The sequence below is a fragment of the Levilactobacillus yiduensis genome (assembly GCF_024718525.1).
Lineage (GTDB): Bacteria > Bacillota > Bacilli > Lactobacillales > Lactobacillaceae > Levilactobacillus > Levilactobacillus yiduensis.
Genome location: NZ_JAMXAZ010000007.1, coordinates 118,216 through 142,251 on the forward strand (window position 1 = coordinate 118,216; position 24,036 = coordinate 142,251).

General features: G+C 50.9%; 22 protein-coding genes. 9 read left to right on the plus strand and 13 right to left on the minus strand.

Annotated elements, in window-relative coordinates:
- Positions 1 to 16: 16 nt before the first annotated feature.
- Complete coding sequence (locus NGM66_RS06040; RefSeq protein WP_208909934.1) at positions 17 to 349, minus strand: thioredoxin family protein; 333 nt, start codon at positions 347 to 349, stop codon at positions 17 to 19.
- A 264-nt stretch (positions 350 to 613) separates the two neighbouring features.
- Here NGM66_RS06040 and NGM66_RS06045 point away from each other — a divergent pair, with 264 nt between their 5' ends.
- On the plus strand, positions 614 to 937 hold the full coding sequence (locus tag NGM66_RS06045) for a PepSY domain-containing protein (protein WP_208909937.1): 324 nt from the start codon (positions 614 to 616) through the stop codon (positions 935 to 937).
- Positions 938 to 1,427: 490 nt separating this feature from the next.
- Here NGM66_RS06045 and NGM66_RS06050 read toward each other — a convergent pair whose 3' ends face one another.
- Complete coding sequence (locus NGM66_RS06050; protein ID WP_208909938.1) at positions 1,428 to 1,931, minus strand: universal stress protein; 504 nt, start codon at positions 1,929 to 1,931, stop codon at positions 1,428 to 1,430.
- A 25-nt stretch (positions 1,932 to 1,956) separates the two neighbouring features.
- Positions 1,957 to 3,357 carry a dipeptidase PepV gene (pepV, locus tag NGM66_RS06055; protein ID WP_258115449.1) on the minus strand — a complete coding sequence of 467 codons (1,401 nt, stop codon included), beginning with the start codon at positions 3,355 to 3,357 and terminating at the stop codon, positions 1,957 to 1,959.
- A gap of 233 nt (positions 3,358 to 3,590) precedes the next feature.
- Here pepV and NGM66_RS06060 point away from each other — a divergent pair, with 233 nt between their 5' ends.
- Positions 3,591 to 4,424: an NAD(P)H-hydrate dehydratase gene (locus tag NGM66_RS06060; protein WP_208909942.1), complete on the plus strand. Its 834-nt coding sequence runs from the start codon at positions 3,591 to 3,593 to the stop codon at positions 4,422 to 4,424.
- Between the two features lie 275 nt (positions 4,425 to 4,699).
- Here NGM66_RS06060 and NGM66_RS06065 read toward each other — a convergent pair whose 3' ends face one another.
- Positions 4,700 to 5,389 carry a 16S rRNA pseudouridylate synthase gene (locus NGM66_RS06065; RefSeq protein ID WP_208909944.1) on the minus strand — a complete coding sequence of 230 codons (690 nt, stop codon included), beginning with the start codon at positions 5,387 to 5,389 and terminating at the stop codon, positions 4,700 to 4,702.
- Positions 5,390 to 5,401: 12 nt separating this feature from the next.
- Entirely contained in the window at positions 5,402 to 7,042 is a 1,641-nt protein-coding gene (locus NGM66_RS06070; protein ID WP_208909946.1) for a putative polysaccharide biosynthesis protein, read from the minus strand.
- A 223-nt stretch (positions 7,043 to 7,265) separates the two neighbouring features.
- Here NGM66_RS06070 and NGM66_RS06075 point away from each other — a divergent pair, with 223 nt between their 5' ends.
- Together NGM66_RS06075 and NGM66_RS06080 are read left to right on the plus strand one after the other, a co-directional pair.
- A complete protein-coding gene (locus NGM66_RS06075; RefSeq protein WP_208909948.1) occupies positions 7,266 to 7,586 on the plus strand; it encodes a hypothetical protein in 321 nt (106 codons plus the stop codon).
- Between the two features lie 579 nt (positions 7,587 to 8,165).
- Positions 8,166 to 8,933 carry a flavodoxin family protein gene (locus tag NGM66_RS06080; RefSeq protein ID WP_208911043.1) on the plus strand — a complete coding sequence of 256 codons (768 nt, stop codon included), beginning with the start codon at positions 8,166 to 8,168 and terminating at the stop codon, positions 8,931 to 8,933.
- 123 nt (positions 8,934 to 9,056) lie between these two features.
- Here the strand turns inward: NGM66_RS06080 and leuS are convergent, their stop codons facing one another.
- A complete protein-coding gene (gene leuS, locus NGM66_RS06085; RefSeq protein WP_208909950.1) occupies positions 9,057 to 11,486 on the minus strand; it encodes a leucine--tRNA ligase in 2,430 nt (809 codons plus the stop codon).
- A gap of 1,025 nt (positions 11,487 to 12,511) precedes the next feature.
- Here leuS and NGM66_RS06090 point away from each other — a divergent pair.
- Entirely contained in the window at positions 12,512 to 13,147 is a 636-nt protein-coding gene (locus NGM66_RS06090) for a phosphatase PAP2 family protein (protein ID WP_258115452.1), read from the plus strand.
- Positions 13,148 to 13,714: a tRNA 5-(aminomethyl)-2-thiouridylate-methyltransferase MnmM gene (mnmM, locus tag NGM66_RS06095; protein ID WP_208909952.1), complete on the plus strand. Its 567-nt coding sequence runs from the start codon at positions 13,148 to 13,150 to the stop codon at positions 13,712 to 13,714. It abuts the gene before it with no gap.
- A gap of 186 nt (positions 13,715 to 13,900) precedes the next feature.
- Here mnmM and NGM66_RS06100 read toward each other — a convergent pair whose 3' ends face one another.
- The 6 genes from NGM66_RS06100 to NGM66_RS06125 form a co-directional block, all read right to left on the minus strand.
- A complete protein-coding gene (locus NGM66_RS06100; RefSeq protein WP_208909955.1) occupies positions 13,901 to 15,226 on the minus strand; it encodes a glycosyltransferase family 2 protein in 1,326 nt (441 codons plus the stop codon).
- A gap of 9 nt (positions 15,227 to 15,235) precedes the next feature.
- On the minus strand, positions 15,236 to 15,745 hold the full coding sequence (locus tag NGM66_RS06105) for a hypothetical protein (RefSeq protein WP_208909956.1): 510 nt from the start codon (positions 15,743 to 15,745) through the stop codon (positions 15,236 to 15,238).
- Positions 15,745 to 16,548 (minus strand): EAL domain-containing protein, encoded by an 804-nt coding sequence (locus NGM66_RS06110; protein ID WP_208909957.1) that lies wholly within the window; start codon positions 16,546 to 16,548, stop codon positions 15,745 to 15,747. The genes NGM66_RS06105 and NGM66_RS06110 overlap by 1 nt, the downstream gene beginning before the upstream one ends.
- A gap of 645 nt (positions 16,549 to 17,193) precedes the next feature.
- A complete protein-coding gene (locus tag NGM66_RS06115; RefSeq protein ID WP_208909958.1) occupies positions 17,194 to 17,922 on the minus strand; it encodes an adaptor protein MecA in 729 nt (242 codons plus the stop codon).
- A 146-nt stretch (positions 17,923 to 18,068) separates the two neighbouring features.
- Complete coding sequence (gene spxA, locus NGM66_RS06120; RefSeq protein ID WP_208909959.1) at positions 18,069 to 18,476, minus strand: transcriptional regulator SpxA; 408 nt, start codon at positions 18,474 to 18,476, stop codon at positions 18,069 to 18,071.
- A gap of 203 nt (positions 18,477 to 18,679) precedes the next feature.
- Positions 18,680 to 19,420, minus strand: coding sequence for an MBL fold metallo-hydrolase (locus NGM66_RS06125; RefSeq protein WP_208909961.1), 741 nt, complete (start codon positions 19,418 to 19,420; stop codon positions 18,680 to 18,682).
- Between the two features lie 124 nt (positions 19,421 to 19,544).
- Between NGM66_RS06125 and NGM66_RS06130 the strand changes: the two genes are divergently transcribed.
- The 3 genes from NGM66_RS06130 to NGM66_RS06140 all read left to right on the plus strand — a co-directional run bounded on the left by NGM66_RS06130 (position 19,545) and on the right by NGM66_RS06140 (position 22,931).
- Entirely contained in the window at positions 19,545 to 20,042 is a 498-nt protein-coding gene (locus NGM66_RS06130; protein WP_208909963.1) for an antibiotic biosynthesis monooxygenase, read from the plus strand.
- Positions 20,043 to 20,155: 113 nt separating this feature from the next.
- The gene (locus tag NGM66_RS06135; protein ID WP_208909965.1) at positions 20,156 to 21,367 is read left to right on the plus strand and encodes a DUF2075 domain-containing protein; all 1,212 of its coding nucleotides are present in this window, start codon (positions 20,156 to 20,158) and stop codon (positions 21,365 to 21,367) included.
- Between the two features lie 301 nt (positions 21,368 to 21,668).
- The gene (locus NGM66_RS06140) at positions 21,669 to 22,931 is read left to right on the plus strand and encodes an ISL3 family transposase (protein ID WP_258115450.1); all 1,263 of its coding nucleotides are present in this window, start codon (positions 21,669 to 21,671) and stop codon (positions 22,929 to 22,931) included.
- Positions 22,932 to 23,043: 112 nt separating this feature from the next.
- Here the strand turns inward: NGM66_RS06140 and tnpC are convergent.
- A partial coding sequence (gene tnpC / locus NGM66_RS06145; protein WP_258115451.1) for an IS66 family transposase occupies positions 23,044 to 24,036 on the minus strand: 993 nt, incomplete at its 5' end.

The following is a 24,036-nucleotide window of genomic DNA, read 5'->3' on the forward strand; positions in this document are numbered from 1 at the left end:
ATCCTTTCCAACGGGTTTAGTTGGCGTTGGTCGTCAAAGAATTGATGAATTCTTCTACCTCTGCTTTAGTCTTACGATCTTTGTTCACTAACCGACCAAGTTCTTGGCCATCGGCATATGCAATGAAACTAGGAATGCCGAAAACGTTCAGTTCAACCGCTAAATCGATGTTTTCATCCCGATCGACGGCAATAAACTTGTAGTCAGGATATTCTGCTTCGATTTCTGGCATTGCTGGCTTGATAAATGCGCAGTCTGAGCACCAGGTCGCAGAGAAGAATAGCATGGTCTTGCCTTCCTTGACAACGTCCTTTAGGTCAGCGGCAGACATCTTGGGTAATTGTTCCATGAATGAGCACTCCTTTTTCAGTTAGTTTTAAAAGTTAACATCAACCATTATAGCATGACTGGCTAAATATACACGGTTTTTGTTTGGAAAGCGGCTTGGCGGCCTTCACCAGCCCTTTTCTACGGGGCGGATGACCCAATTTTCTCGGCCACTCAGAAATTTTTAGCAAAATCTGCCTTTTTACGGGAACTTCCGCGCAATCATTGCTATACTAAGGGCAAGAAGTGATGGGAAGCATGCCCACAGAAATTAGGAGGCGGTAGTATGGCTGCTAAAAACGGACAATTATATCAACTAAGTCTCACCGGGGTTCTCGGTGGCTTAATGGGCGTTTTCATCACGCGCTTTTTCGGCGCTAACCGGCTCAATCCAGACGATATCTTGGAACAGGTCAAACGCCAATTCCGGCAAGAATCACCGATCGAAGGTGCTTGGATCGAAAAGCACGCGGTGCCGTTTCAAAAGTTTGCGGTTAAGTCCCGGGTCTATTACGGTGGCATTACCCGCTACGAAGATGACCAGCTGGTACAGTACCAGTTCGTGGCCGATGCCGAAACCGGCAGTGTCCTCGATGTCCAACGACTTTAACCCTGAATCAAAATAACCTGTAGCGTTGACTGAAATGTGGTCAGCGCTTTTTTGTTCCGACACAGTACGAGCTGGCCGCCTTACCGTTCGCCAAATTTGGACCGTGACACTGTGGGAAGGACCGGTCGAAGCCAAAAGTTAGTCTTCAACCTCGGCTGAGTCCAAATTTAGCTCACTCACGGCTACGTGACAGGTTGTCCACTAATGTGGATGAACGTTGCCATTTCAGCGATTTTCCTGTTAATCTTGTGGTTAACCACCGACGTAACCGGAGGCAGTCAGAGGTGTAGGTTGCTGTGACGACGGCGTTCCCCATAGCTACCGGAATCTCTGACAGCCGCGGGTGATGGCGTGAACTAATTTCATGTTCACAATCCTTGTCAGCTGAGTATTATCAAATATTTTTGTACTTGCAACCTTTAGTCACCTAAACAGTGAATAGCAAAAGAGACCGCGACATCTCGCCGCAGTCCCCTTCGTTTGACCCTATTTAATCCGTTAACTTTTTCAAGCTCTGCGCCTGATTGTGTAAATCGGTCCGCACAATCAGGACGTCACAGATGGCGTTAGCGACCACATAACTGGCCGTAGAGCCCATTAGCATGCGTTCCACCACGTTGACCCCCGTGGCCCCGAGCATGATCAAGTCCGCCTGATACTCCTTGGGCAACGTCCGGGCCAAATCAACCTTGGCGTGGCCGTAGAAGACAGCGGTAACCACTTGTTCAACGCCTGCTTTTTGGGCGCGCTGACGATACTTATCGACTGTCGCTTCCAATTCTTGTCGCGACTCGTCCATCACCTGCTGGTCAACGTAGCCGAAGCCGACTTGGGTATCACTGCCCAGACCCACGTAGTCACCGCCACTCATGATGGTGACGATGATCAGTTCTGCCTGATTCCGCACGGCCACCGCAATGGCTTTATCCAAAGCGCGCCGGGCCTGTCGTGACCCATCGACGCCGACTAAAATGTGTTTATAATCTGCGGCCATCATTCTCACTCCTTCGCCACACAACCTACTTCGTTAATTCAAAGATGGCTTGACCGTAAATGGCCATGGCCTTTAACAAATCAGCTGCTGGTTGAAATTCATCGGCTTGGTGCATGGTGTCAGCCGTGCCAGGGAACAACGCCCCAAAGGCCACCCCACGCTTCATCAGCCGACCGTAAGTCCCGCCACCCACAACTTCGGGTTGCGCGGTCGTGTCGCCGGTCTGTTGCCGGTAAACGTCCATCAACGTGGCCACGATTGGGTCATCCGGGTCAACGTAATGCGGTACCATTTCACGGCCTTGCTTGATCGTCGCAGCCATGTTAGCCGTTGCCTTCGCTAAGCCAGCTTGGATGTCAGCGGCACCCGTCCCGGTTGGGTAACGGAAGTTGGTGTTGATCAACGCGCCGTTATCCGCCTTAAACGTTTGGATTCCCACGTTCATGGTCAGGTCACCCATCACTTTATCCGTGAAGGCAATGCCCAATTTGTGGGCCCGAGAATCGTCATGCAATTCGTTGGCCAACAAGCTCAAGAAGTCCGCTGCATCGCCGCCAAAGTCGTAGGCGTTCAGGAAGCTAGCCAAGTAGGTCCCGGCGTTGATACCGTTCTTGGGTTCCATCCCGTGAGCGGCCTTGCCAATGACTTCAAAATGAATACCCGTCGCATCAACCGTGGTTTCACCCGTAACTGGCACCTGATCCAAGAATTGCTTGAAATCAGCTACCAACTGGTCGTTGTCACCGCCAGTTACCGTGGCTTCGGCGTCGCGGGGCACCATGTTCTCCCGGAGACCGGATTCGAAGTCGACCAGAGTCAACTCACCGCCATTACTCCCAGCAAAGTTGGTCGTAAAGGTCACGTTCCCCTTTTCACCGTTGATCAATGGGAATTCAGCGTCCGGTGAGAAGCCCAGCGTTGGTGCTGGTTCCAAGTCGAGGTAGTGGTTCATCCCCGTCCAGTCGCTTTCTTCGTCGGTCCCGATGATGAAACGAATCTTGATCTTGGGTTGAATCCCTTGATCCTTCAACATCTTTAACCCGTAGTAGGCAGCTAAGGCCGGCCCCTTATCGTCAGAGGTCCCCCGACCATACAGGTTGCCATCCTTTTCCGTCAACGTAAAGGGATCGGTGTGCCAGCCCTTACCTGCCGGCATCACGTCCGCGTGACCCAAGATAGCCAGGGTGTCGTCTCCCTCGCCGTATTCCACGTAACCTGCTAAATTATCTAAGTTTTTTGTTTTAAAACCGTCACGTTCCGCTAAGCCTAAAAATGCGATCAAAGCCTTAGCTGGACCTGGTCCCAATGGATACGTATCGGTGGCCTGTGAATCATCACGAGAACTGTCGATGCCGACCAAGGTGGTCAAGTCAGCGATGTAGTCCTCCCGGTATTGTTCAGATAGCTTTTGCCAATCAATTGCCATGATTGGACCTCCTTCATTTTATTCGGACCTAACGTCCGGTCTATGGTCTTGCGTTTGAAAACGCCCGCGCTTTTCGCTTCGTCAAAAACGTTTTCAACCTAACCCTAGCATAATTCTAGCATACCGCCCGCCAAATGTAAGCCGATTTCATCGCCAAAAATCACAATTCACCCTGGGCCCCGTCATTTCGGGCCACGTGCTATACTAAAAGAGAAACTGAGGAGGCTTTTTTCATGGAAACCTTAACGGATAAAATTCTCACGAGCACGATTCGTCAGCGCCCAGCCAACAGTTATAAGGGCACTTACGGCCGGGTCACCCTGATTGGTGGCAACCGCAACTTTGGCGGCGCCATTCTGATGGCCAGTGCCGCCGCCGTGTACGCTGGGGCCGGGTTGGTCACCACCATCACCGACGCCAGTAACCAAGGTAGCCTGCACGCCCGTCTACCCGAAGCCATGTTTGCCGATATCGCCGACGTCGCCCAGACCCAGTCGCTGGTTCAAGGCACCGACGTCGTTGTCATCGGCCCCGGCCTCGGTACGGATGAAGCGGCTTTGCAGGTACTGACCAACGTCTTACACACGGTAGCGCCGACCCAAACACTGGTGATCGACGGGTCCGCCATTACCTTGGTCGCCGAACACCACCTGACCTTGCCGAGCGCGCACCTCGTCTTAACGCCTCATCAAATGGAATGGCAACGCTTGAGCGGCATCAAGATAGCTGACCAAACGCCCGCAGCCAACCGCCAAGCCGTGGACCAGTTACACGCGACCGTCGTGGTCAAATCACACCGCACTGAAATCTACACAGCAGATCAAACCTACGTCAATCCGCTGGGCACGCCCGCCCAAGCAACTGGCGGCATGGGCGACACCTTGGCGGGGATGGTCGGCGGATTTGCCGCGCAGTTCACGCCGTTGACTCAGGCCATCTGTGCCGCTGTCTATACCCACAGCGCTGTCGCGGAAGAATTAGCACGGACCCAATACGTGGTCTTGCCGAGTCAAATTGCTGCCGCCTTGCCACAATTCATGAAGGCCCACGAAGGCGCGCAACACTAGCTAATTACCAGTGAAATTAGTCTTCGAATGTAAGGTGGTTCGTACTGGCCGCCTACCGTGTTTCTGATAGACGTCAACTTGCCGAAGCCAGCTGTGTCGACGGTGTAGAGTTAGACAACTTGAGAGACTGGTGGGTTTTGTCAGACTTCTAAGCAAACCGGAAGACCGCTCCAACACGGTAATTCTACGTTCAGCGCTTTGGCCTACAATCTTTAAACAAAAAAATCCCTTGATTAACAGCAGATACACCATCTGCCGCTCATCAAGGGATTTTGTCATGTCATTTTTAGTGATGTATCCAGTGGGCCATTCAAGGCGTCGATTTCCTGGGCAAATAGCCCGCGGTAAGTGCCGACAGCCAGATCGACCGGCAAGGCTAACGGGCCCAACTGCGTGCGGACCACCGGCTCGTTTGCGTTGGCCAACGCGCTCAGGGCGCTAACACCAGCCGGGACATCGGTCGTTGTTAACGACACCGTGGTGGTCTGGCGGACCTTATCCACGTGACTGGTCACGTCTTCAAAGGCGCCGCTGGCCGGCAATGTCGGCACTGTCGTCTGGGCCAACACGATTTGCAAGGTGCTGCGCCAGTTTTGTTGCGCCACGTCCGTTAAGAAGTGTTCGTCGTCACTGGCTAAGACCAAGCCCACCGTTTCTTTGGGCAAGTCTGCCAACGCCTTTAGCGACCGTTGCTGGTCCAAGGGATTCAACAGGCTGCCTAGGCTCCGTTGCCCAGTCGGTTCCAAGTTCAAGACGAAGCCAACTGGCTTATTGAAGACCAAATACTGCGGCTGACGGCCCGTGACGGTCACCCCGTCCACGCGGACCTGCTGGCCACTGGTGACATCGGTTCGCGGTGAATCGACGACCAGATCATCCACGGTGACGCGACCCTGCCGCAATAACCGGAAGATTTGTCCCGGTGTGCCTTGGCGATGGGCCGTTAAATAGCGTTCAATGTTCATCACAGCTGCCTCCTAACGAATGTGTAACCGCCGCCGAATACCAGCGACCCGTGGCCCCAAGATGGCATCGGCTAACCGGGTCCGTAAGACCACGTAGACGTAGAAGTACCCGGCCACGATGACCGCCACCATCACGATTAAGAAATTAATCATCCGGCCTTGACTTCCACTAAAGGCGCCTAGCCAGGCCACCAAGCGGGCCAATGCATAGGTTCCAATAGAGACCAACAAGATGCCGTTGGTCTTCTTCGCGATGTGGGCAAAATTGATGCCAAATTGTTGGTCCAGTGAATGGATAATCAAATAACAGGTTACGGTGAAGCCGATACCCGTCGCAATCAGCGGTCCAAAGGCCCCTAAGAAGTATACCAGTGGCCACTGAACAATGAATTTCACCACAGTCCCCACCAAGAAGTAACGGACTGCCCGCTTATTTTGCGAGATCCCCTGCATCAACGCTGAGACGACCGTGTACAGGCCGAGCAGAATCGACAGGTACGAGGAGAAGGCCAGGATAGACGCCGCTAAGGCCGCGTGTGACCGGCCATAAAAGACCAGGTTCAACGGACTGGCAATGGCCGCCATCCCCAGCGCACTGGGAATCATGACGAATTCAAACATCAAGAAGGCGTTGGACAATTGCGCGGAAATTTCTTTTTTATTGCCCCGGGTGTAGGACTCCGACAGTAACGGTACCACCGTGACCGCCAGCGCCGACGCCAGAGAAATCGTGATCATAATTAATTTGTTGGCATTGACCCCGAATAACGCGAACAAGTCGTTCAAGTGCGCATCGGTATAGGAGCCCGCCATGTGCATGATGGGCGCAAACGTATATTGGTCGATCAATTGAAAGATCGTGATGCCGGCCCCTAATACGATGAACGGGACGGCTTGGGCAATGATTTCCCTGTACAACTGGTTGGCCGGTACCACCAGCTCGTTGTTACTATTGGCGACTAAGCCACGGAAATAATGCCGCCGACGCCAGTAGTACACACCCAAGATCAACAGGCCACCTAAAGCCCCGATGGCCGCCGCAAACGTGGATTGGGAAACCGCCGTGACCCAGTTGCCATTTAAGACCCGCATGATCACGAAGGCCGTCAGTAACATGTACGCGACTCGGACTAATTGTTCCACAAACTGGGAAATTGCGGACGGTGCCATTTGCTGGAAGCCTTGGAAATACCCCCGTGTCAGACTCATCGTGGGAATAATCAAGATGGCCCAAGCCAGTGAGTGTAAGACCGGAATCAGGTGTTGGTCGCCCCCGGTGAAGAGCGGTGCGCCAAAGTACATTAACAGGGCAATCGAGATCCCGGTGACCACCGCAATCTCCAGTCCCCGTTTATACAGCCGCACACTAATGCCGTATTCGTTCAAGGCATTGTAGTGCGCCACTTGTTTGGCAATCGCGGAAGGCACCCCCGCAATCGCCGCAATCAGGAAGAAACTGTAGATGTTATACCCTTTTCCGTACAGCGCGTTACCTTGCAGGTAAAAGGCGCCGAACCAAATATTCCAGGGAATAATGTAAACTGCACCGAGAATCCGGGAAAAAATACTCCCGGCCGTCATCCACGCTGAGCCGGCAACCATTTGGTCTTGCGCGCTACCTTGGTTACCAGTTTGATCTGACCTTGCCGCCATTTGACACCCTACTTTCAATTTCTAAATTCAACGAAGCCGTGCTTGTTATTACAAGCTAATCAAACAAACATTATAACATAGGATTTCCGTTTCATTTCTCAGGTTTCGGTAAAGATTTGGCCTTTTCTGCAGAAATTACAGCGTCCAGCTTAACGGAATTTGTGAAACAGTGGTATGCTGGAGGTAGTCGAGAAGCAACAATTATTCAAGGAGGAATGCCAATATGACGCAAGCAACAGCTGGTTCCACCGCAGCACCAAAGATGCAGATGTCACCAGAACGGGCAAAGCAAGTCGTAACCATGACCAAGAGTATTCGGGCGCATTTTCCAGAGTTAGCCGAGATTCCCAACGCCCAACTCATCTACTCAACGTGGCGGAGCTTCAAGCGAATCGATCAAACGAATGATAGTGATTATCAAACGATGGCTGGCGTCTTCTTCCACGAATTCGACCGCCATCTGCTGAATTACCAACTCTCGAAATCAGGCCAAGAAGACGCTTTCCGTCAACGCTTCTTTGCCATTTTAACTGAAATTCTGTAATTTTCAATTGACGATACTTGTAGAGTCAGTGACCGCAAATGGCCGCTGGCTTTTTGCTATCTTGGAGAGTGGAACGTGTTTGGAGATTGACGGGGTTCGTCAAGCTTCAAACCGAGTCGGCGGACCGCTCCATAGGCCGCCGGCGTTCCCCATAGCTACCGGAATCTCTGACAGCCGCAGGTGATGGCATGAACTAATTTCATGTTCACAATCCTTGTCAGCTGAGTATTATCAAATATTTTTGTACTTGCAACCTTTAGTTTGTTTATCAGTTTTAAGCGAAACCAGCTGCCTTTTGGCCCAGGTTTCAACACCAGATATTCGGAGACACAAGGGCCTGAGACTTTTATCCCAAGTCGTCAAAACCGTCACGTTTTCCCCAACGTCTTGGTCGAAAGGCCACTGCACCCCATCAACGTCCATTCCAGTTATCACCCGCTAAGTTCATGGTCCAACCGCCTTTTCCGAAATGAATGCGTTATACTTGAGGTATCAACCAATTTGGGTGATGGGCGGTTTACAGCTTGGGAGAATCCCGCGGTGATCGCCCCAGAATCTGAGATAAGTGAGGCGATTCGTTTGCGTTATTTGGCATTGTTAGGCAGTCACGAGCGCCATGGAATTACGGCCGGCTACCTGCAGGCGGTGATCGATGCCCTTCCGACGTCGGCTGAGGTCGAGACCGTTTTCCTGCGTGACTACGACATTTACCCGGACACCAAGGAGCAGACCTGTCCGGCATTAGATGAGATTGAAGCCAAGATGGCGGCCAGCGATTTTTGGATCATCTGCGTGCCCACCTACTGGGGTGGCATGGCCGGCGTCATGAAGCAGTTCTTTGACTGCATGCGGTTCCGGTTGGTACGGATGAACTCGGTGGCCGACACGTTGCCCGGCAAATACAAGGATAAACACTACTTAAGCATGACCAGTTGTTTTATTAGCTCGACCGAAAACTTCTTTACCGGCATCACGGATCAGACCTTCGTCACGATCGACCGTATTCTCACGGGCGCTGGTCTGATCAAGGTCGGTGAATTTGTCGGGACTGGTACCTGGGGTGGCGACCACGCACCGCGGCCAGAAAAGCTCGCCGAATGTCAGCGCTGGGGCCAAAAAATCGCTGACCGGCCACGAAAGGATGATAACACCTTGAAACGTTACATACTCCTCTTCTTTATGATTGCAGTGATGGCTCTGATCACCATGGGCCTGCAAGCCTGGTGGTTCGGCGTCTTTGCGGCGGGGAAATTCTGGCTGACGTACGCCACGTTTGTGGTCATCTTCTACGTCTTGCTGGCTAGTATCCTGCACTTCTTCACGTTCGTCCGGCATCGGCGGCGGTAGTAGTTCTCAACTAAACACAGCTGCATGCAAATCTATTATGTCGCAATTCATTATCATCCCCAATCAAAAAGTGCCAGTCATCTTCCGTTAGGAAAGTGACTGACACTTTTTGACTGATGCAAATTAGTTGGCAACAATATTGACCAGCTTGCCAGGAACCACGATCACCTTACGAATCGTCTTGCCATCCGTATGGGTCTTGACCGTGTCATCGGCTAACGCTTGCGCCTCGATGTCATCCTTGGCAGCGTCCTTGGCCACTTTCAAGTGTGCCCGGACCTTACCGTTGACTTGGACAACCATTTCGACCACGTCTTCGACCAATTGCTTGGCGTCGTACGTTGGCCACTTGGCGTACGCAATCGTGTCGTCATGCCCCATCAAGGACCAGAGTTCTTCCGCGATATGTGGCACGATTGGTGAGATCAACTTGACGAAGCCTTCCATGTAAATCAACGGGAGACTGTCCACCTTGTAAGCTTCGTTGACGAAGACCATCAGTTGTGAAATGGCCACGTTGAACCGCATAGCTTCTAAGTCTTCGCTGACCGTCTTGACCGTCTGGTTGTAGATCTTATCCAATTGACCATCGTTGATCATCGTGACCCGGTCACGCAGGTGGTTGTTGTCATCGATCATCAGACGCCAAACGCGGTCGAGCCAACGTTTGGACCCATTGATACCTTCCGTACTCCATGGCTTGGACGCTTCCAGCGGCCCCATGAACATTTCGTACAGACGCAGGGTATCGGCCCCGAACTTCTCAACGATTTCATCCGGGTTGATGACGTTGCCCTTAGACTTCGACATCTTTTCGTGGTTAGTCCCCAGGATCATCCCTTGGTTGACCAACTTCTGGAAAGGTTCCTTGGTTGGGACCACGCCGAGATCGTATAAGAACTTGTGCCAGAACCGTGCGTACAACAGGTGCAAGACGGCGTGTTCCGCCCCACCGATGTACAAGTCAACGGGCATCCAATACTTCAGCTTGTCGGGATCGGCAATGGCTTGGTCATTGTGTGGATCGACGTAGCGCAGGAAGTACCAAGAACTCCCAGCCCATTGTGGCATGGTGTTGGTTTCGCGCTTCCCTTTACGGCCGTTTTCATCCACGACATTGACCCAGTCGTCTAGGTTCGCCAGTGGACTCTCACCGGTCCCAGAAGGTTCGAGTTGCTTAGCTGCTGGTAGCTTCAGTGGCAATTCGTCTTCTGGGACCAGCGTCGTTTCGCCGTCTTCCCAATGGATAACGGGAATCGGTTCGCCCCAGTACCGTTGCCGGGAGAAAATCCAGTCCCGCAAGCGGAAGTTGACCTTCTTGTGGCCGGCGTTGTGGGCTTCCAACCAATCGATAGCCGCAGCAATCGCGTCTTTTTTGTTCATGCCGTTCAAGAAGTCGGAATTGATGTGTTCGCCGTCGCCGGTGTAGGCTGCTTGTTGCACATCCGTATCATCATCGCCCGCAATAACTTGGACGATTGGCAGGTTGAATTTCTGCGCAAACTCGTTGTCGCGGTCATCGTGCGCGGGCACAGCCATGATGGCCCCAGTCCCGTAAGATGACAGCACGTAGTCACCGATCCAGATAGGCAGCTTCTTGCCGCTCAATGGGTTGATGCCGTATGCTCCGGTGAAGACCCCGGTCTTGTCCTTGTTCAAATCAGTCCGTTCCAAATCAGACTTGCTGTCGATGGCCTTTTGGTAAGCCTTGACCTCGTCCACGTGTTCCGGCGTCGTGATTTGATCGACCAGTGGATGTTCAGGTGCTAAGACCATGTAGGTCGCCCCAAACAGCGTGTCTGGTCGGGTCGTGTAGACTTCGACCTTGGTGTCTGCTTGCCCATCGACTGGGAAAAAGACGCTGGCCCCTTCAGAACGGCCGATCCAGTTGCGTTGCATTTCCTTGATGCTATCTGGCCAGTCCAAATCGTCCAGGTCATCTAACAAGCGGTCGGCGTACGCAGTGATCTTCAAGACCCACTGCCGCATTGGCACGCGGTAAACGGGGTAACCGCCCCGTTCCGTCTTGCCATCGACGACTTCTTCGTTGGCCACAACAGTCCCGCCCATGAAGTCGGGTGCCCAGTTGACCATGATCTTGTCTTCGTAAGCCAGACCTTTTTTGTACATTTGTTCAAAGATCCATTGGGTCCACTTGTAGAAGGATTCGTCGGTCGTGTTGACCTCGCGACTCCAGTCATAAGAAAAGCCCAGCGACCGGATCTGGCGTTTAAAGTTTTTAATGTTATGTGCGGTGAAGTCCTTCGGGTTGTGCCCGGTCTTCAAGGCGTATTGTTCAGCGGGCAAGCCAAACGCGTCCCAGCCCATTGGGTGTAAGACGTTAAAGCCCTGCATCCGCTTCAAGCGGGCCATGATATCCGTTGCCGTGTAGCCTTCTGGATGTCCCACGTGCAGCCCTTGACCTGATGGGTATGGGAACATATCCATCACGTAATACTTCGGTTTTGTCTGGTTGTCAGTAGTCTTAAACGTTTCGTTGACCCGCCAGTAGTGTTGCCACTTGCGTTCAATAATTTGGTGTTCGTATGCCAAATTCTTCGCTCCCTTTCTCATTGGTCCGTTGTCCACAAAAAAAGCCCCCAGAAGCCCAAAAATCAGCTTCTGTAGGGCGTGTCAGCGCGGTACCACCTACATTTCCCCGGTCTTATCCCGAGGCTCATTACGGCTGATAACGTCGCCAAACGCCCACTTTGCAGCGGAGAAGACTCGGAGACAAGTTCGTTTCACTGAGCAACGGATTCACAGCGACCATCCGCTTGCTGAATACCCCGTCAAACTACTACTTCTCGTCAATGTCTTGGTTTAATCAGATTGTTTTCATCTTAGCAAACCCCCTAGGGAAAAGCAAGGGGCCGACACTGGTTTTTGGAAAAATCTGGTTAGCAGCAATGTTGTGGAACTGGCCGCCTGCCGTTACGCGAAATCTAGGTTGGAACGCTGGGGGAGGACGTTCTGAGCCTGAAACCCGGTCTCAGAACTTGCTTTGAGCCGAAGCCCCCGTCTCAAAGTCACCAATTTACCAGCCAAGAACGCTGCTAAATTCCCCGGCTGAACCTAGATTTCGCTTCACTCTCGGCTAAGGGGACGCTTACTCACAACGCTTTGTTTGGACCAACCAGCGCAGTCCGTATCGTTGTCATAACAGTGATCCACGTTGGCAAAGCAGCGTATCAGGCCGTGTCGTCCGTTATGCTTAAACGAACTATCATTGACAAGCACCACCGTAGCCGAGAGGTCGCTAGAGATGAGTTCAGCCGTGGGAGTTTCCTTAGCGGTGGTCTTTGCCGGTTAGGAAACTGGCATCTTTGAGACGCGTTCTTTCGGCTCAAAGCGAGGTGTCGAGACCGCTCCTTGGCTCGGCCCGTCCGCCCACCGCGTTCCGACTCATCTCTAGCGACCGGTAAGGCGGCCAGCCCACACCAACCACCCTGGTTAACGGTAGCCACTACTCTAGCCATTTCCTAAGTAAGCTTAACATCTCCCCCGTTTACCGTTGTTACGCCAACCCTGTGCTATACTGAAATTATAAAAATCATGATATAGGAGGTCACCATTTGATGACCATTTCAAAGACACGCTGGTACTTTACTTGGGCCGCGGGCATTTTCTTTCTGATTGACTTGCTTGGCGTTGCCACTCAACAGGCTTGGATACACGCCTTGGACCGCCTCATCATCGGGTGGGTCCGGCAACCGCTTCCCCACGGTCTGACGCAAGTTATTATCGGCGTCACGCATTCCGGCGACCCCAAACCCGTGACCTGGATCACGCTGTTGCTGGTGGCCGTGCTGGTCATTACCCGCCGTTACCGAGGTGGGCTGTTTCTAGCCTTCAACGTGTTGGTCTGGGCCGGCATTGGCAATAGCCTGATCAAACACCTGGTTCAACGGCCGCGGCCGACCGTCGACCGCCTCGTGGCTGCCAGTTCCTACAGTTTTCCCAGTGGCCACTCTATCACGGCCATGCTGTTGTGGGGATCCCTCATCATCTTGTTGGGGTGGTCCTTGCGGCAACGACCGTGGCGCCGTCGGCTAGTCGTCATTGTTTTGAGCTTATGGATCGTTTGCATCGGCCTGTCACGTATCTACGTTGGCGTGCATTACCCCACCGACGTGCTGGGCGGCTGGTCACTGGGCTTTTGCCTGTTAACTTTGAGCCAATGGTTCTTGACTCGTTACGGAGATGTTTTATAAATGAATTTACCCAACGCCTTAACTTATAGCCACACGTTGCTCAACGAAATCGTCGGCCCTGGCGCAACCGTCGTCGATGCCACGGTCGGCCAAGGCCATGACACGATTTTTCTTGCCAATCTAGTCGGCAAGACTGGCCGGGTCATCGGCTTTGATATTCAGCAAGCTGCCTTAGATGAGACGCAACAGCAACTCCAACTGACCGGTCTGGGCCAGCAAGTCGAGTTGCACGCGACCGGTCACGAGCACGTGGCCGATTACCTAACGGCCGACGAACCGGTGACCGCAGCCATCTTCAACCTGGGCTACCTGCCTGGTGGCGACAAGTCCGTCATCACACGGCCCGATACCACGCTGGCGGCGGTCAAGGCCTTACTGCCACACCTGCCGCGCGGTGGCCGCATCATCCTGGTCGTCTACGCTGGTCATCCCGGCGGCGCCACAGAACGCAACGCCGTCGTCGACTTTTGCCAAGCCTTGCCACAAAAGACTTACCAGGTCCTGCGTTATGGCTTCATCAATCAAGTACACACACCACCGTTCTTGCTGGCGATTGAACGACGGTAGAAAAAGCGTGGTGCTACAGGCGAAACCGATTGTCTACACTCAACAAAACTAGAATCGGCACCAAGCCATCCCCAAAGTTTCCGGATAGCTTGGCGCCGATTTTTTTGTCTAATCGTTTAAAAAAATCTAAAGATACTGGCAACCCCGTTACAAAGCACCCCACGATTTCGTTAGTAAGAGTAGAACCTACTTTTTCTGCAGCGACTTGCGTTTGGGGCTGACCCAGGTGCCCGACCCGAAGCCCAGGATGGTTTTCAGCGCCGGGATGAAGGTCATCACCACCGTGATGGGGTTGACCATCCAGTAAAACAGCATGTAAAGCGGCGCAAACAGCATGTATTTCAACTTGATGCCATGGTGGTCTAGTAGTAACGCCGCCAGCAGCTGCATGAAACCGGCAAACAGCTCGAAGGTCACGAAGATGAAGGAGATCACGATGCCGTGAATGACCCGTTCGTAATCCCCGGTCACCAGGAAGACTCCCATGGTTGTGAAAAAGGCGATTGAGGTCAGCGTGAAGAAAAACGACCAGATGATCGACAGCGTGGAATCCACGAACATGGAAATCTGGTAGCGGTGAGCGATGGGATGCAGTAAAAACTTTTTAATATTGGTCAACCAGACCTCGGTCCCGCCCTGTGCCCAACGTTTCCGTTGCTTGTAGAGGTCATGCAGTGTCTCGGGGACGTTCATGTGAAAAATAACGTTCGGGGCAAATCGTGGGACGGCCCCAATCATTTGGTGGTCCCAGGCGATACTGATGTCCTCGGTGGCCCGGTTTTGCCGAAAGCCGCCCACGTCGATCAAGAAGTCCTTTTTGTACAGCGTGTTCGCCCCACTGTATGCATACATGGAGTCGTTGATGGCGGTCTGACTGCGCTTGATGACCCCCACGATGCTGGTAAACTCGACCGTTTGCGATTTACCCAACAAGCTGGACCGGTTTTGCACGTCCATGTTGGCCGTCACGGCCGAGGTGTTCATATCTCGGTCGCGCATGAAGAAATTCATATACTTCATCAAAGCGTCCGGTTCGGGAATCGTGTCGGCGTCGTTACTGAGGATGTAGTCGCCCTTGGCAAAGTACATGCCGATGTTAAACGCATGGGCCTTCCCCTTGTTTTTCAGGATCTCCACCGTGCGCAACCGCGGGTATTTCTGCTGTAACCGCGCGATGATGGCGCCCGTGTCATCGCTGGACCCATCATTCATCACCAACACTTCAAAATTGCTGTAATTCAGCTGGTCGAATAGGTAGGTGATGGTCTCCTCGATCATGACCTCCTCGTTGTGGGCGGGAATCATAATGGTAATCATCGGCTGCTGATCAACCGGAATCTCGTGCCAGTCGGTATCCCGCTTATTGGTCTTCAAGAACCGATATGACAATGCGCCAGCAAACCAGAAGAACGACCCGACGACCGGATACAGGCACAAAATTAGCAGGAAAATATTGCCCAGCGTCTGACCCCAGGTGGCTTTTAAAATGCTATCAATAAAAACGTTGACCATGGTCGCCCCCTATTTATCGTCCAAATCATTCAAATCGTGCTTACGGTACAAGTTCTGAATCTGGTCCGTGTCAAGATTTTGTTCCGGCTTGACCTGATACGTCCGGACGTTGTGGCGGAAGTCTTCATCCCCGAATCGGTCGTCCATGAACTTTTCTAGCTCAGTCTCCCGTTTCTTCTGGTTGATGGGATTAAATGTCGGCCATTGTTCGACGACGCGATCACGCTTCCGGTTTTGAATGATCGTCATCCCCACCGCAAACAGCGACACCATCACAAACGAAAACAACAGGAGGATGCCGATGAATTTAATCTCAAAGATACCCTCTTGATACGACCAGAGATGCGGTACCCGCGGGTCATAAGCCGCCCAAAATGCCGTGACCGTCACCACGACCGGAACTACGACGCACAGCCACCCAAAGATGGCGACCAGCGTCTGCCAAATTTTTCGACCCCAGTGGCCCTTTTCAAAGTATTCATCGGTATACAACTGTTGCTTCGTATCTTTCTTGGCCATTAATGCGGTGCCTCCTGCGGGTTCATTGGGCGGCCAAACCGATAACCTTGCCGCACCCGAATGTTCAACTGTTCTGCTAACTGCTCATCCGCTTCGTCTTCGACCCCCATGAGAATCAATTGGATGTCATTGTCCTGGGAAAGTTTGTTCCAAAATTGCAGGTTAAGATCCAACCATACCGACGGATCTTCCTTGCGAAAGCTGCGCATCGAACACTTCAGGGAATCAACTTCCGGCAAGAGCCACTCAACACTTTTCAGATTGGCCAGGGTCGACCCCACGTTGTCGATGTCAAAGCGCATGCCGTAGGAACGAGCCTCGCGAATTCGCCGACTCAGCAGGCGTTTATTAATGTGATCTTGATGATTGGCCGTGTACTCAACTGCCAGCGACATGGGTGTAATCTTGGAAATCGCCCAGCGCACAAAATAGCGAAAGTCTGGGCTGACAATTTGATCATATTCCAAGTTGATGGACAGCGTGATGGGCTCAGTTGGCAACGACTTGAACGTATCCTCCAGTAAAAAGATTACCCGCTGCAACGGTAAGGAGTCCAACTGTTGGGGCAACGACCAGGACCCGTCGGCATTGTGTTGGCGTAACAGACACTCATACCCCGTGGTGTGACCACGAAAGTCGACCTGCTTTTGGATGAAATAGCGCAACGTAATTTCATGGTTCTCCAGGTAATTATTCGAATTTTTGCGCGAATACCAAAAATAGATGGCCACCGTGGCCAGCAACACTACGACCGCCACGCCGGTAATCCCCAACAACACTGCTTCTAGTTGCGCTAACGACATGCTTTAGTCCTCACTCCATCCGAATTTATTTGAATCATTGACTACCACCAATTCTAATATGTGGCGGGGGGATTTCAAGCGATTTACATCTGGGTTGTCACAAGCTGAGAAAATTGGGTAAGGATACGTTTGCAGGAATTCAACTACTACTATCGCTGTAAACGCTCACCAGTAAACCTAGGAGCCCCCTAGGTTTACTGAAATCTCATTGGACCGGGGTTCAGTATAAATTGTCCACTAAGCAATTTAGGGTTTAAAACGTCATGTTGTTTATTAAAAAATCCCAAGAATTTCGTTGATAGTCTATTCTGTTCTACAAATGCCTGTTTAATCGATTCTTGCGTATAGCAACTATCGGCATTTTAGATAATCATCGGCATTTGCTAGTGACAAGTCGTGATTTGCTTAGGTCCGCACATGTAGCTTAAGCTGCCTAAACCACCAGCAATACCGTCCTCGCGAAGAAAGTTGAAAGTGCCCCCATCCCTGGCTGACGTAGGCTCCCGATTTCACCAATTTTAGTTGACAGAATACTGTCGTCCCGGGAGTCAACACGTTAAGTCTACTTTCAATTTTTAGAGTCGATAACAAAAAAGCCGAACACCCAATGGCATTCGACTTAAAGGAAACTATTTTTCTATCAAACTAATCACTCAAAAAGTGAAACCGTGTCAGTTCAAGTGCAGAGTGTTCCATAATTAACTGCCCATGTTCTGCTAAAACATCTGGGGCCACCTTGGTCCGTTCGGCGTATTCGTACGCCACGGCCAATTCGTCCTTGATGGACTCAAAGGATGACTCATTGGTGAAGAAGATCAATTCCAGATAGTAATCATGATTGTACCGATACAGGTTAGACGCCGCATTCTCCAGACGCAAGACGCGGGCAACACTGATCATGTCTTCAAATGAATGTAACTTCACCACGCGAGTCGTCGTGGGCTGACCCTTGTCGTTCAAGTAATCTTCAATATTGTTGGAATCACTCGTTGTCGAATCCTGCAGGTGTCTCGTGTATTCCTGTGGGTCATCCGTTTCCAACAACCGTTCCTTAATCTGATCCGACACTTGATCGGGGTGAGCACTATCGACACTAGCATCGCCCTGGTTGTCGTCAGTCGAGGCATCATCCTCGTCTGTATTCTTACTGATAAACAACTCCAGACCGTTACGGTTCGGCAAAACTTGGAAGGTTACCGCGTCGTTGTCTTGGAATTGGTGATCAACGTCGACTTCCTCCAAAATACTATAGAAGAAGCCTTCGATTTGCTTGTGGTTACCGAGTAGGTCTAAAACCGTAATGCCGCGTTCGCTTAAGTCGTCATTACCAATAACCACCCGAATCGTGTTTTCATTGATTCGTTCCATTTCCATGAATAACACCCCTTTCTCGTGGGTTTTGGGTATTGTCCTTGATACTCATTTTAGTCTATTTTACCGGCTTGTAAAGTCATCATACCAAAAAACCGGACTGCAAGTAACATTTTCTCACAAATCCGGTCAGATGCAACTAATTAAGCTCAATTTGCGCCATTTACGAGTCGCTGGGCGCGCTGTAGTTCTAATGCGCGAACTTGCCGGGGCAAGAAACGCCGAATTTCTTCTTCATTGAACCCAACCTGCAGACGCTTATCGTCGACCATAATCGGCCGTCGTAAGATGCCCGGGTGTGTTTGAATCAATTTGTACAAGTCACGGAGCGGTAAATCGTCAAGGTCAACGGTCAATTCTTGATAGACCCGAGAACGCGTTGACACGATTTCTTCCGTCCCATCCTCGGTCAAACGCAAGATGGACTTGATTTCGTCAACCGTTAAGGGTTCGGAGAAGATATTTTGTTCACGGTACGCAATACCATGTTCTTCGAACCACAGACGGGCTTTGCGACAAGAGGTACAACTAGGTGAGGTGTAGAGCGTAACTGTCATATTCTTTTCCTCCTTCACGGTCAATAGATCTGTTTGATTAGCTCTATTATACAGACTTTATGAGAAAAAGAAAGACCTTTCTTAAAAATATTTAATTTACAGTTTTACCCTATCTGACTATTATTGGACCAATATATTGTCTATAAACATCGTTTTGACAATTAAACGGTTTTGACCAATTAATTTTTATCGAATAAAAAGCATTAGATTTCGTAAATAACTCCTGCTGAAACGACACTGACCTTGGTTGCCGAACCAGCAGCTGCCTGCGCCTCATCACCTAATTGGGCTAAATCGCCGGTCTGTGGCAAATGCGTCAACAGTAACCGGTTAACACCGGCTTGTTTGGCCAATTGGCCCGCCTGCGTGGAGGTCAAATGCCACGCGGGACCCTGGTGGTCAGCATAAAAGTTGGTATCAGCCAACAACACGTCGACCCCCGTCGCCCATTCAGCGAGTCCCGCAAAGGCCGCCGTATCCGCTGTAAATGCCAGTGTGGCACCCGTTGCCGTCTCCGTGATACGTGGTGCGTACGCCGGGACCGGGTGATGCGTCGGCAAGAAATCAATGGTAAATGGCCCCAGGCTCAAGGTCTTGGCCGGGTCGTACGCCTGACCGACCGTGGCGTTGGGCCAGGTCAAGGCCCCAAAGTTCAACGGATCAGCGGTGTGTCCGTAAATCGGCAATACCGGTTCGGCCCGTTTGCCCGCCTTTAGCTGCCACAAGTACTGTAAGACACCGACATCGGCGGTATGGTCGTGGTGATAATGCGTCAGTAGCACGGCGTTTAACTGTAAGGGGTCTAAGACCTTCTCTAAGGCCAGCAACGCCCCACTCCCACAATCGACCAGCAAATGGTAATCACCGCTTGTCAGCAGGTAACTACTGGTTCCCACGCCGTTGTGCGGATAACCTCCGTAACACCCAAGCACTGTCAATTTCACAAGAATCATCCTTTCTTAATCCATTTATCTTCAGTTTAGCGCGGCAGTTAGAAAGTGTAAACGTTTCGCTTTTTTTCAGAAGAACCTTATAATAAAGGTAACAAACTAGTCAGGAGGGATGAGCATGCTTCATGAATTAGCAACAACTTTTGGTAGCAAGGACTTGTTAGACAAGATCATTGCGGAGAACCCCGACCGAAAAATGATTCTCATGGCCGGCTCCGATGCCGATGAAGGTCTGCAACTGGTGGATGTCTCTGGTCAACCGACTGTCTTTAACGGTGGTCTGGCCTATCGGGTCCAACTCCACCAAGGGTCCACCGAGTGGCAAGGCTTCTTCAGCTTCAAATACTTCACGTTTGATCAAGATACGGCGAAAGTCTTTGATGCCAAGGCCAACCGCTTGGCTAGTAACGGTCTCCCCAGTGGTATGACCGCGATGTACGTGTTAACCAAAGAAAAGAACGCCAATGAGTACGTGCTGCTCACCATTTGGGCGGACAGCGATGCCTACGCACTGTGGCGTCACTCACCGGCCTTTGCGCCGTTTGATCCATACGCCGTTAGCGCCAACCATTTCCACAGCGCATCTTATCACCAAGTGACCGCTGACGAAAAATAATAGCTAATGTAGCTGGGACGTTGCCGTTCCGGCTTTTTTGTCGTCCAAATGGTTTCGTTGGCCGGAAATTCGCGGTACAATGGGCGTATTCTGTTTAGAAAGGTCGTGGTGATTTGTTCACTGCTCATGCCAATGCAGCAACGACGAAGCTCTCACCGCTGCTGCCCTTAACACCGGACCAAGTCAAATTGGTCGACCGGATCTTTACCTTTACCACGACCCACCTCAATCAGCCCGGCCCCGCCATGTTCGCCGTTTATGGTGACGCAGGAACCGGTAAAAGCGTGGTCCTAGCCCACTTGTTCAACCGCATTCAAGAGGCTGCCAGAACGCAATCGACCAGCCCGTTAGCCGGAACGGAAAACTACTTACTGGTCAACCATCCAGAAATTCTCAAGGTCTATCGTGAGATCGCGGGTGACCAACCGCACCTCTTTAAGAAGGACATCCAACGACCCACCTCGCTGATCAACCAGATTAGTCAGGGCAAGCGCCACGCCGACGTGCTGGTCATTGACGAGGCACATTTACTGCTCTCCCAACCGGACCACTACAACAATTTCTATGGTCACAATCAACTAACGTCCTTGATGGCCACGACCAAGGTTATTATCGTGGTCTTTGACGAGACCCAGGTACTACGCCTCAAAAGTTACTGGACCGAGCAGCGGCTGGAAGCCTTGATGGCACCAGTCCCCCACGAGACGTATCGCCTCACCCACCAATTTCGCATGCAGGCCAACGATGAGCTGGTGCGCTGGATCAACGACTTCACTCACCAGCGACTGCGGCCCCTGCCCCATTCTGGCGGAGCTAACTATGACCTGCGCGTCTTTGCGGATGCCGAAAAAATGCGTCAGGCCATCGTATCCCGTAATCAGAAAGTCGGTCTGTCACGCATCGTGTCGACTTCCGGCTACCCGTCCACGCTGGATGGCGGCAAGCACTACATCACGGAGGGCGCCTTCCACCTGCCCTGGGATCAGTACAACTACACGACAACGCCTTGGGCAGAACTGCCACAAACCATCGATGAGGTCGGGTCCATTTACACCTGCCAGGGATTTGACCTGAACTACGTCGGCATCATCTTAGGCCCACCAATTGGCTTAGACGACCACGATCACCTGGTCATCCATCTCGACCGCTACACGGACGTCGAGGCCTTCAAACGTCGTGATGACTTAGATCCACAGAAGCTACAAGCCATTAAGCAACGTCTGATTTTAAATTCCATCAACGTCTTAATGAAACGTGGTGTCAAGGGCCTCTACATCTACGCCCACGACCAACGCCTGAGTCACTACCTTCAGCAGAACCAGTAAACTACTAGAGCCGAGGCCACTGCCTCAGGCTCTTTTTCGTCGGTCCCAAAGGAGGCCCCTCACTAAAGCAGGCCTCCCTTAAATTCTAGTGTTGTTGCCCACATACTGGCTAAACGACTGAGCAGCGACGGGGCAGCGCTGCTCAGTCGTTTTACATTTCCCGTTAGATACCAAAAAAGGGTTCTATGATATTTGGTGTTGATAGAGAAATCTGTCGACATCATTTTTTGTATAATAAAAGGGGCACATTGCCCCACAACAACATAGTCGACTAAAACCAATTGAAAGTGAGAATGACAACATGTCCCAAGAACAGTTTACAAGAAATCTTCTACAAATTAAAGACCAAAATATTAAGAACTTTAGGGTCTCGGATAAATCACGTGATGCTTTGCGCATTTACGCGGACCTTTCGTACAACCTTAGTGTTTGCCCACGATGTGGCAAACATGAAATCGTTAAGAATGGCTTTAAGACTGTCAACATTAGGATTCCCAATATTAGCGAACGGACGGCCCTATTAATCTTACGGAAACAACGCTTTCTCTGTAAGCACTGCGGTCACACTAAGATGGCACAAACCACTGTCGTAGAGGGCCAACATCAGATTTCACGGAACGTCCTACATGGTATTACCGGAAGTCTAACCGAAGATCGGACAATGGCCAGCATTGCCTCGCAATATAACGTCTCAACCAACACTGTAAGCCGTCAGCTAGCAGTGTTGGGTAAGCAGACGCAACCTGCCTACAACGGGTTACCAGCCTCTCTATGCATTGATGAATTTCGGTCTACAGGTAATCAAATGAGCTTCATCGCCATTGACGCTCAGAAGCATGATCTCGTCACTATTTTACCAGGACGAAAAAATAAAGAAATCAAAGAATTCTTCTTGAATCACTATGACTTGAAGAACCGAGAAAAAGTCACCCAAATCGTCATGGACTTCAATTCTCAATATCAGTCAATCATTCACGCTATCTTCCCAAACGCTGTCATCATCGCCGATAATTTTCACTTGGTTCAAATGACTTTGAGATCATTGAACCAGACTCGCGTACAAGTGATGAAGAACTTTCCCAAAGACACCCCTGAGTACCGTATTTTCAAGTATTACTGGCGACTCTATCTGATGAGCTATGAAGACCTCGAGAAGAGCAAAACACAGTGGTTCTCGCACCTCAAAGACCATTACACACAAGAACAACTTGTTTCGAAAGGCCTAAGCCTAAGTGAAGTTCTCACACGTACTTACTTCTCAGCCCATGACCTCGTAGAAGCTATTCGTAACCGTGACTATCCAGCCTTTATTAAGGCCTTAGGAGAAGTTGAGAACGTTAGTCCTCAACTTCTAACAACCATCAAAACCTTTATTCATAAAAAGCAATTCATCAAAAATATGACAACCTGTTCACTCTCCAATGGTCCAATCGAGGGTGTGAACCGCAAAATCAAACAGATCAAACGCACCGCCTACGGCTACCGCAATTGGACCAACTTCCACTACAGAATACAAATTGAATTTAATATCCGGGTCCAAAAAAGAGGCCCAATTCGTAAATGAATTGAACCTCTCAAATTCTCCGTAAGCACCTAATAACTGACCGTATTGAAATATAATTTAAAAAGAGATGGCCCGTCCTCGTTTTTTGAGGACGGGCCATCTCTTCCATGCCTTAAGCGGCTATGACATTGAGTTCTTCGTCACTATCAAGCTTCGATTGATAATTCCATGGTAAATAAGCTTCCAGATCTTCTTTTTTCGCAAAATCTGGGAGTTGTGGCATTTCATTTAATAAGTAAGTCACGTAGTCGCGTGGGTTGATGCCATTAGCCTTAGCGGATTCAATTAGCGTCATCCAAATTGCCGTAGCCTTAGCTCCGGCAGGACTAGTACTAAAAAGCCAATTTTTTCGACCAATCACAAAGCTCTTCATGTTTCGCTCGGAGGCGTTATTGCTGAAATCTACCGCTCCATAGTTGAGAACTCGGTTTAACGCTACTCGTTGGTTCCGTGCGTAAGTGATGGCTTTACCCAGCCGACTTTTTGGTAATTCGTCTGCTTGATCAATCCATGACCAAAACTTTCTCACCAACTTAAGCAGGTGTCGCCGTCGCTGCCGTCGTCGTGAGTGAGGCGACCATTGTTTCCATTCTTTTTCTAGCGCAAACATTTCGTCTAATAGCTTGAGTGGACGACTCATAATTATCTTTCCGTTGACGAATGCTGCTTCGTAGAACTTCCGACGGAGGTGGGCAAAGCAACCAACTCGTATGACTGCTTCATCTAGTCCGTTATAACCAGCATAGCCGTCACATTGAAGTACCCCCGTAAAACCTCGATAGAGGTTTTCGGCAAATGCGCCAGATCGTGTATCACCATAAGCGTACAGAACGGCTTGCTTAGATGATTTTCTGACCGACCGCATCACCCACATGTAAGACTTGGATGTGGCCGCCTTTCCGGGTTCTCTGAGCACCTGCATCGGCGTTTCGTCGCCCTGAAGGTAGGGTTGTTCAACTAGTCGTTCACGAATTAAGTTGTACAACGGCTCCATGATTTCTCCAGACTTAATGACCCAGTTTGCCGAAGTTGCCTCAGAAAGCTGAACGCCCATTCTTTGCCATTCCTTTAGTTGACGAGACAAGGGGACGCCTTGCTCAAACTT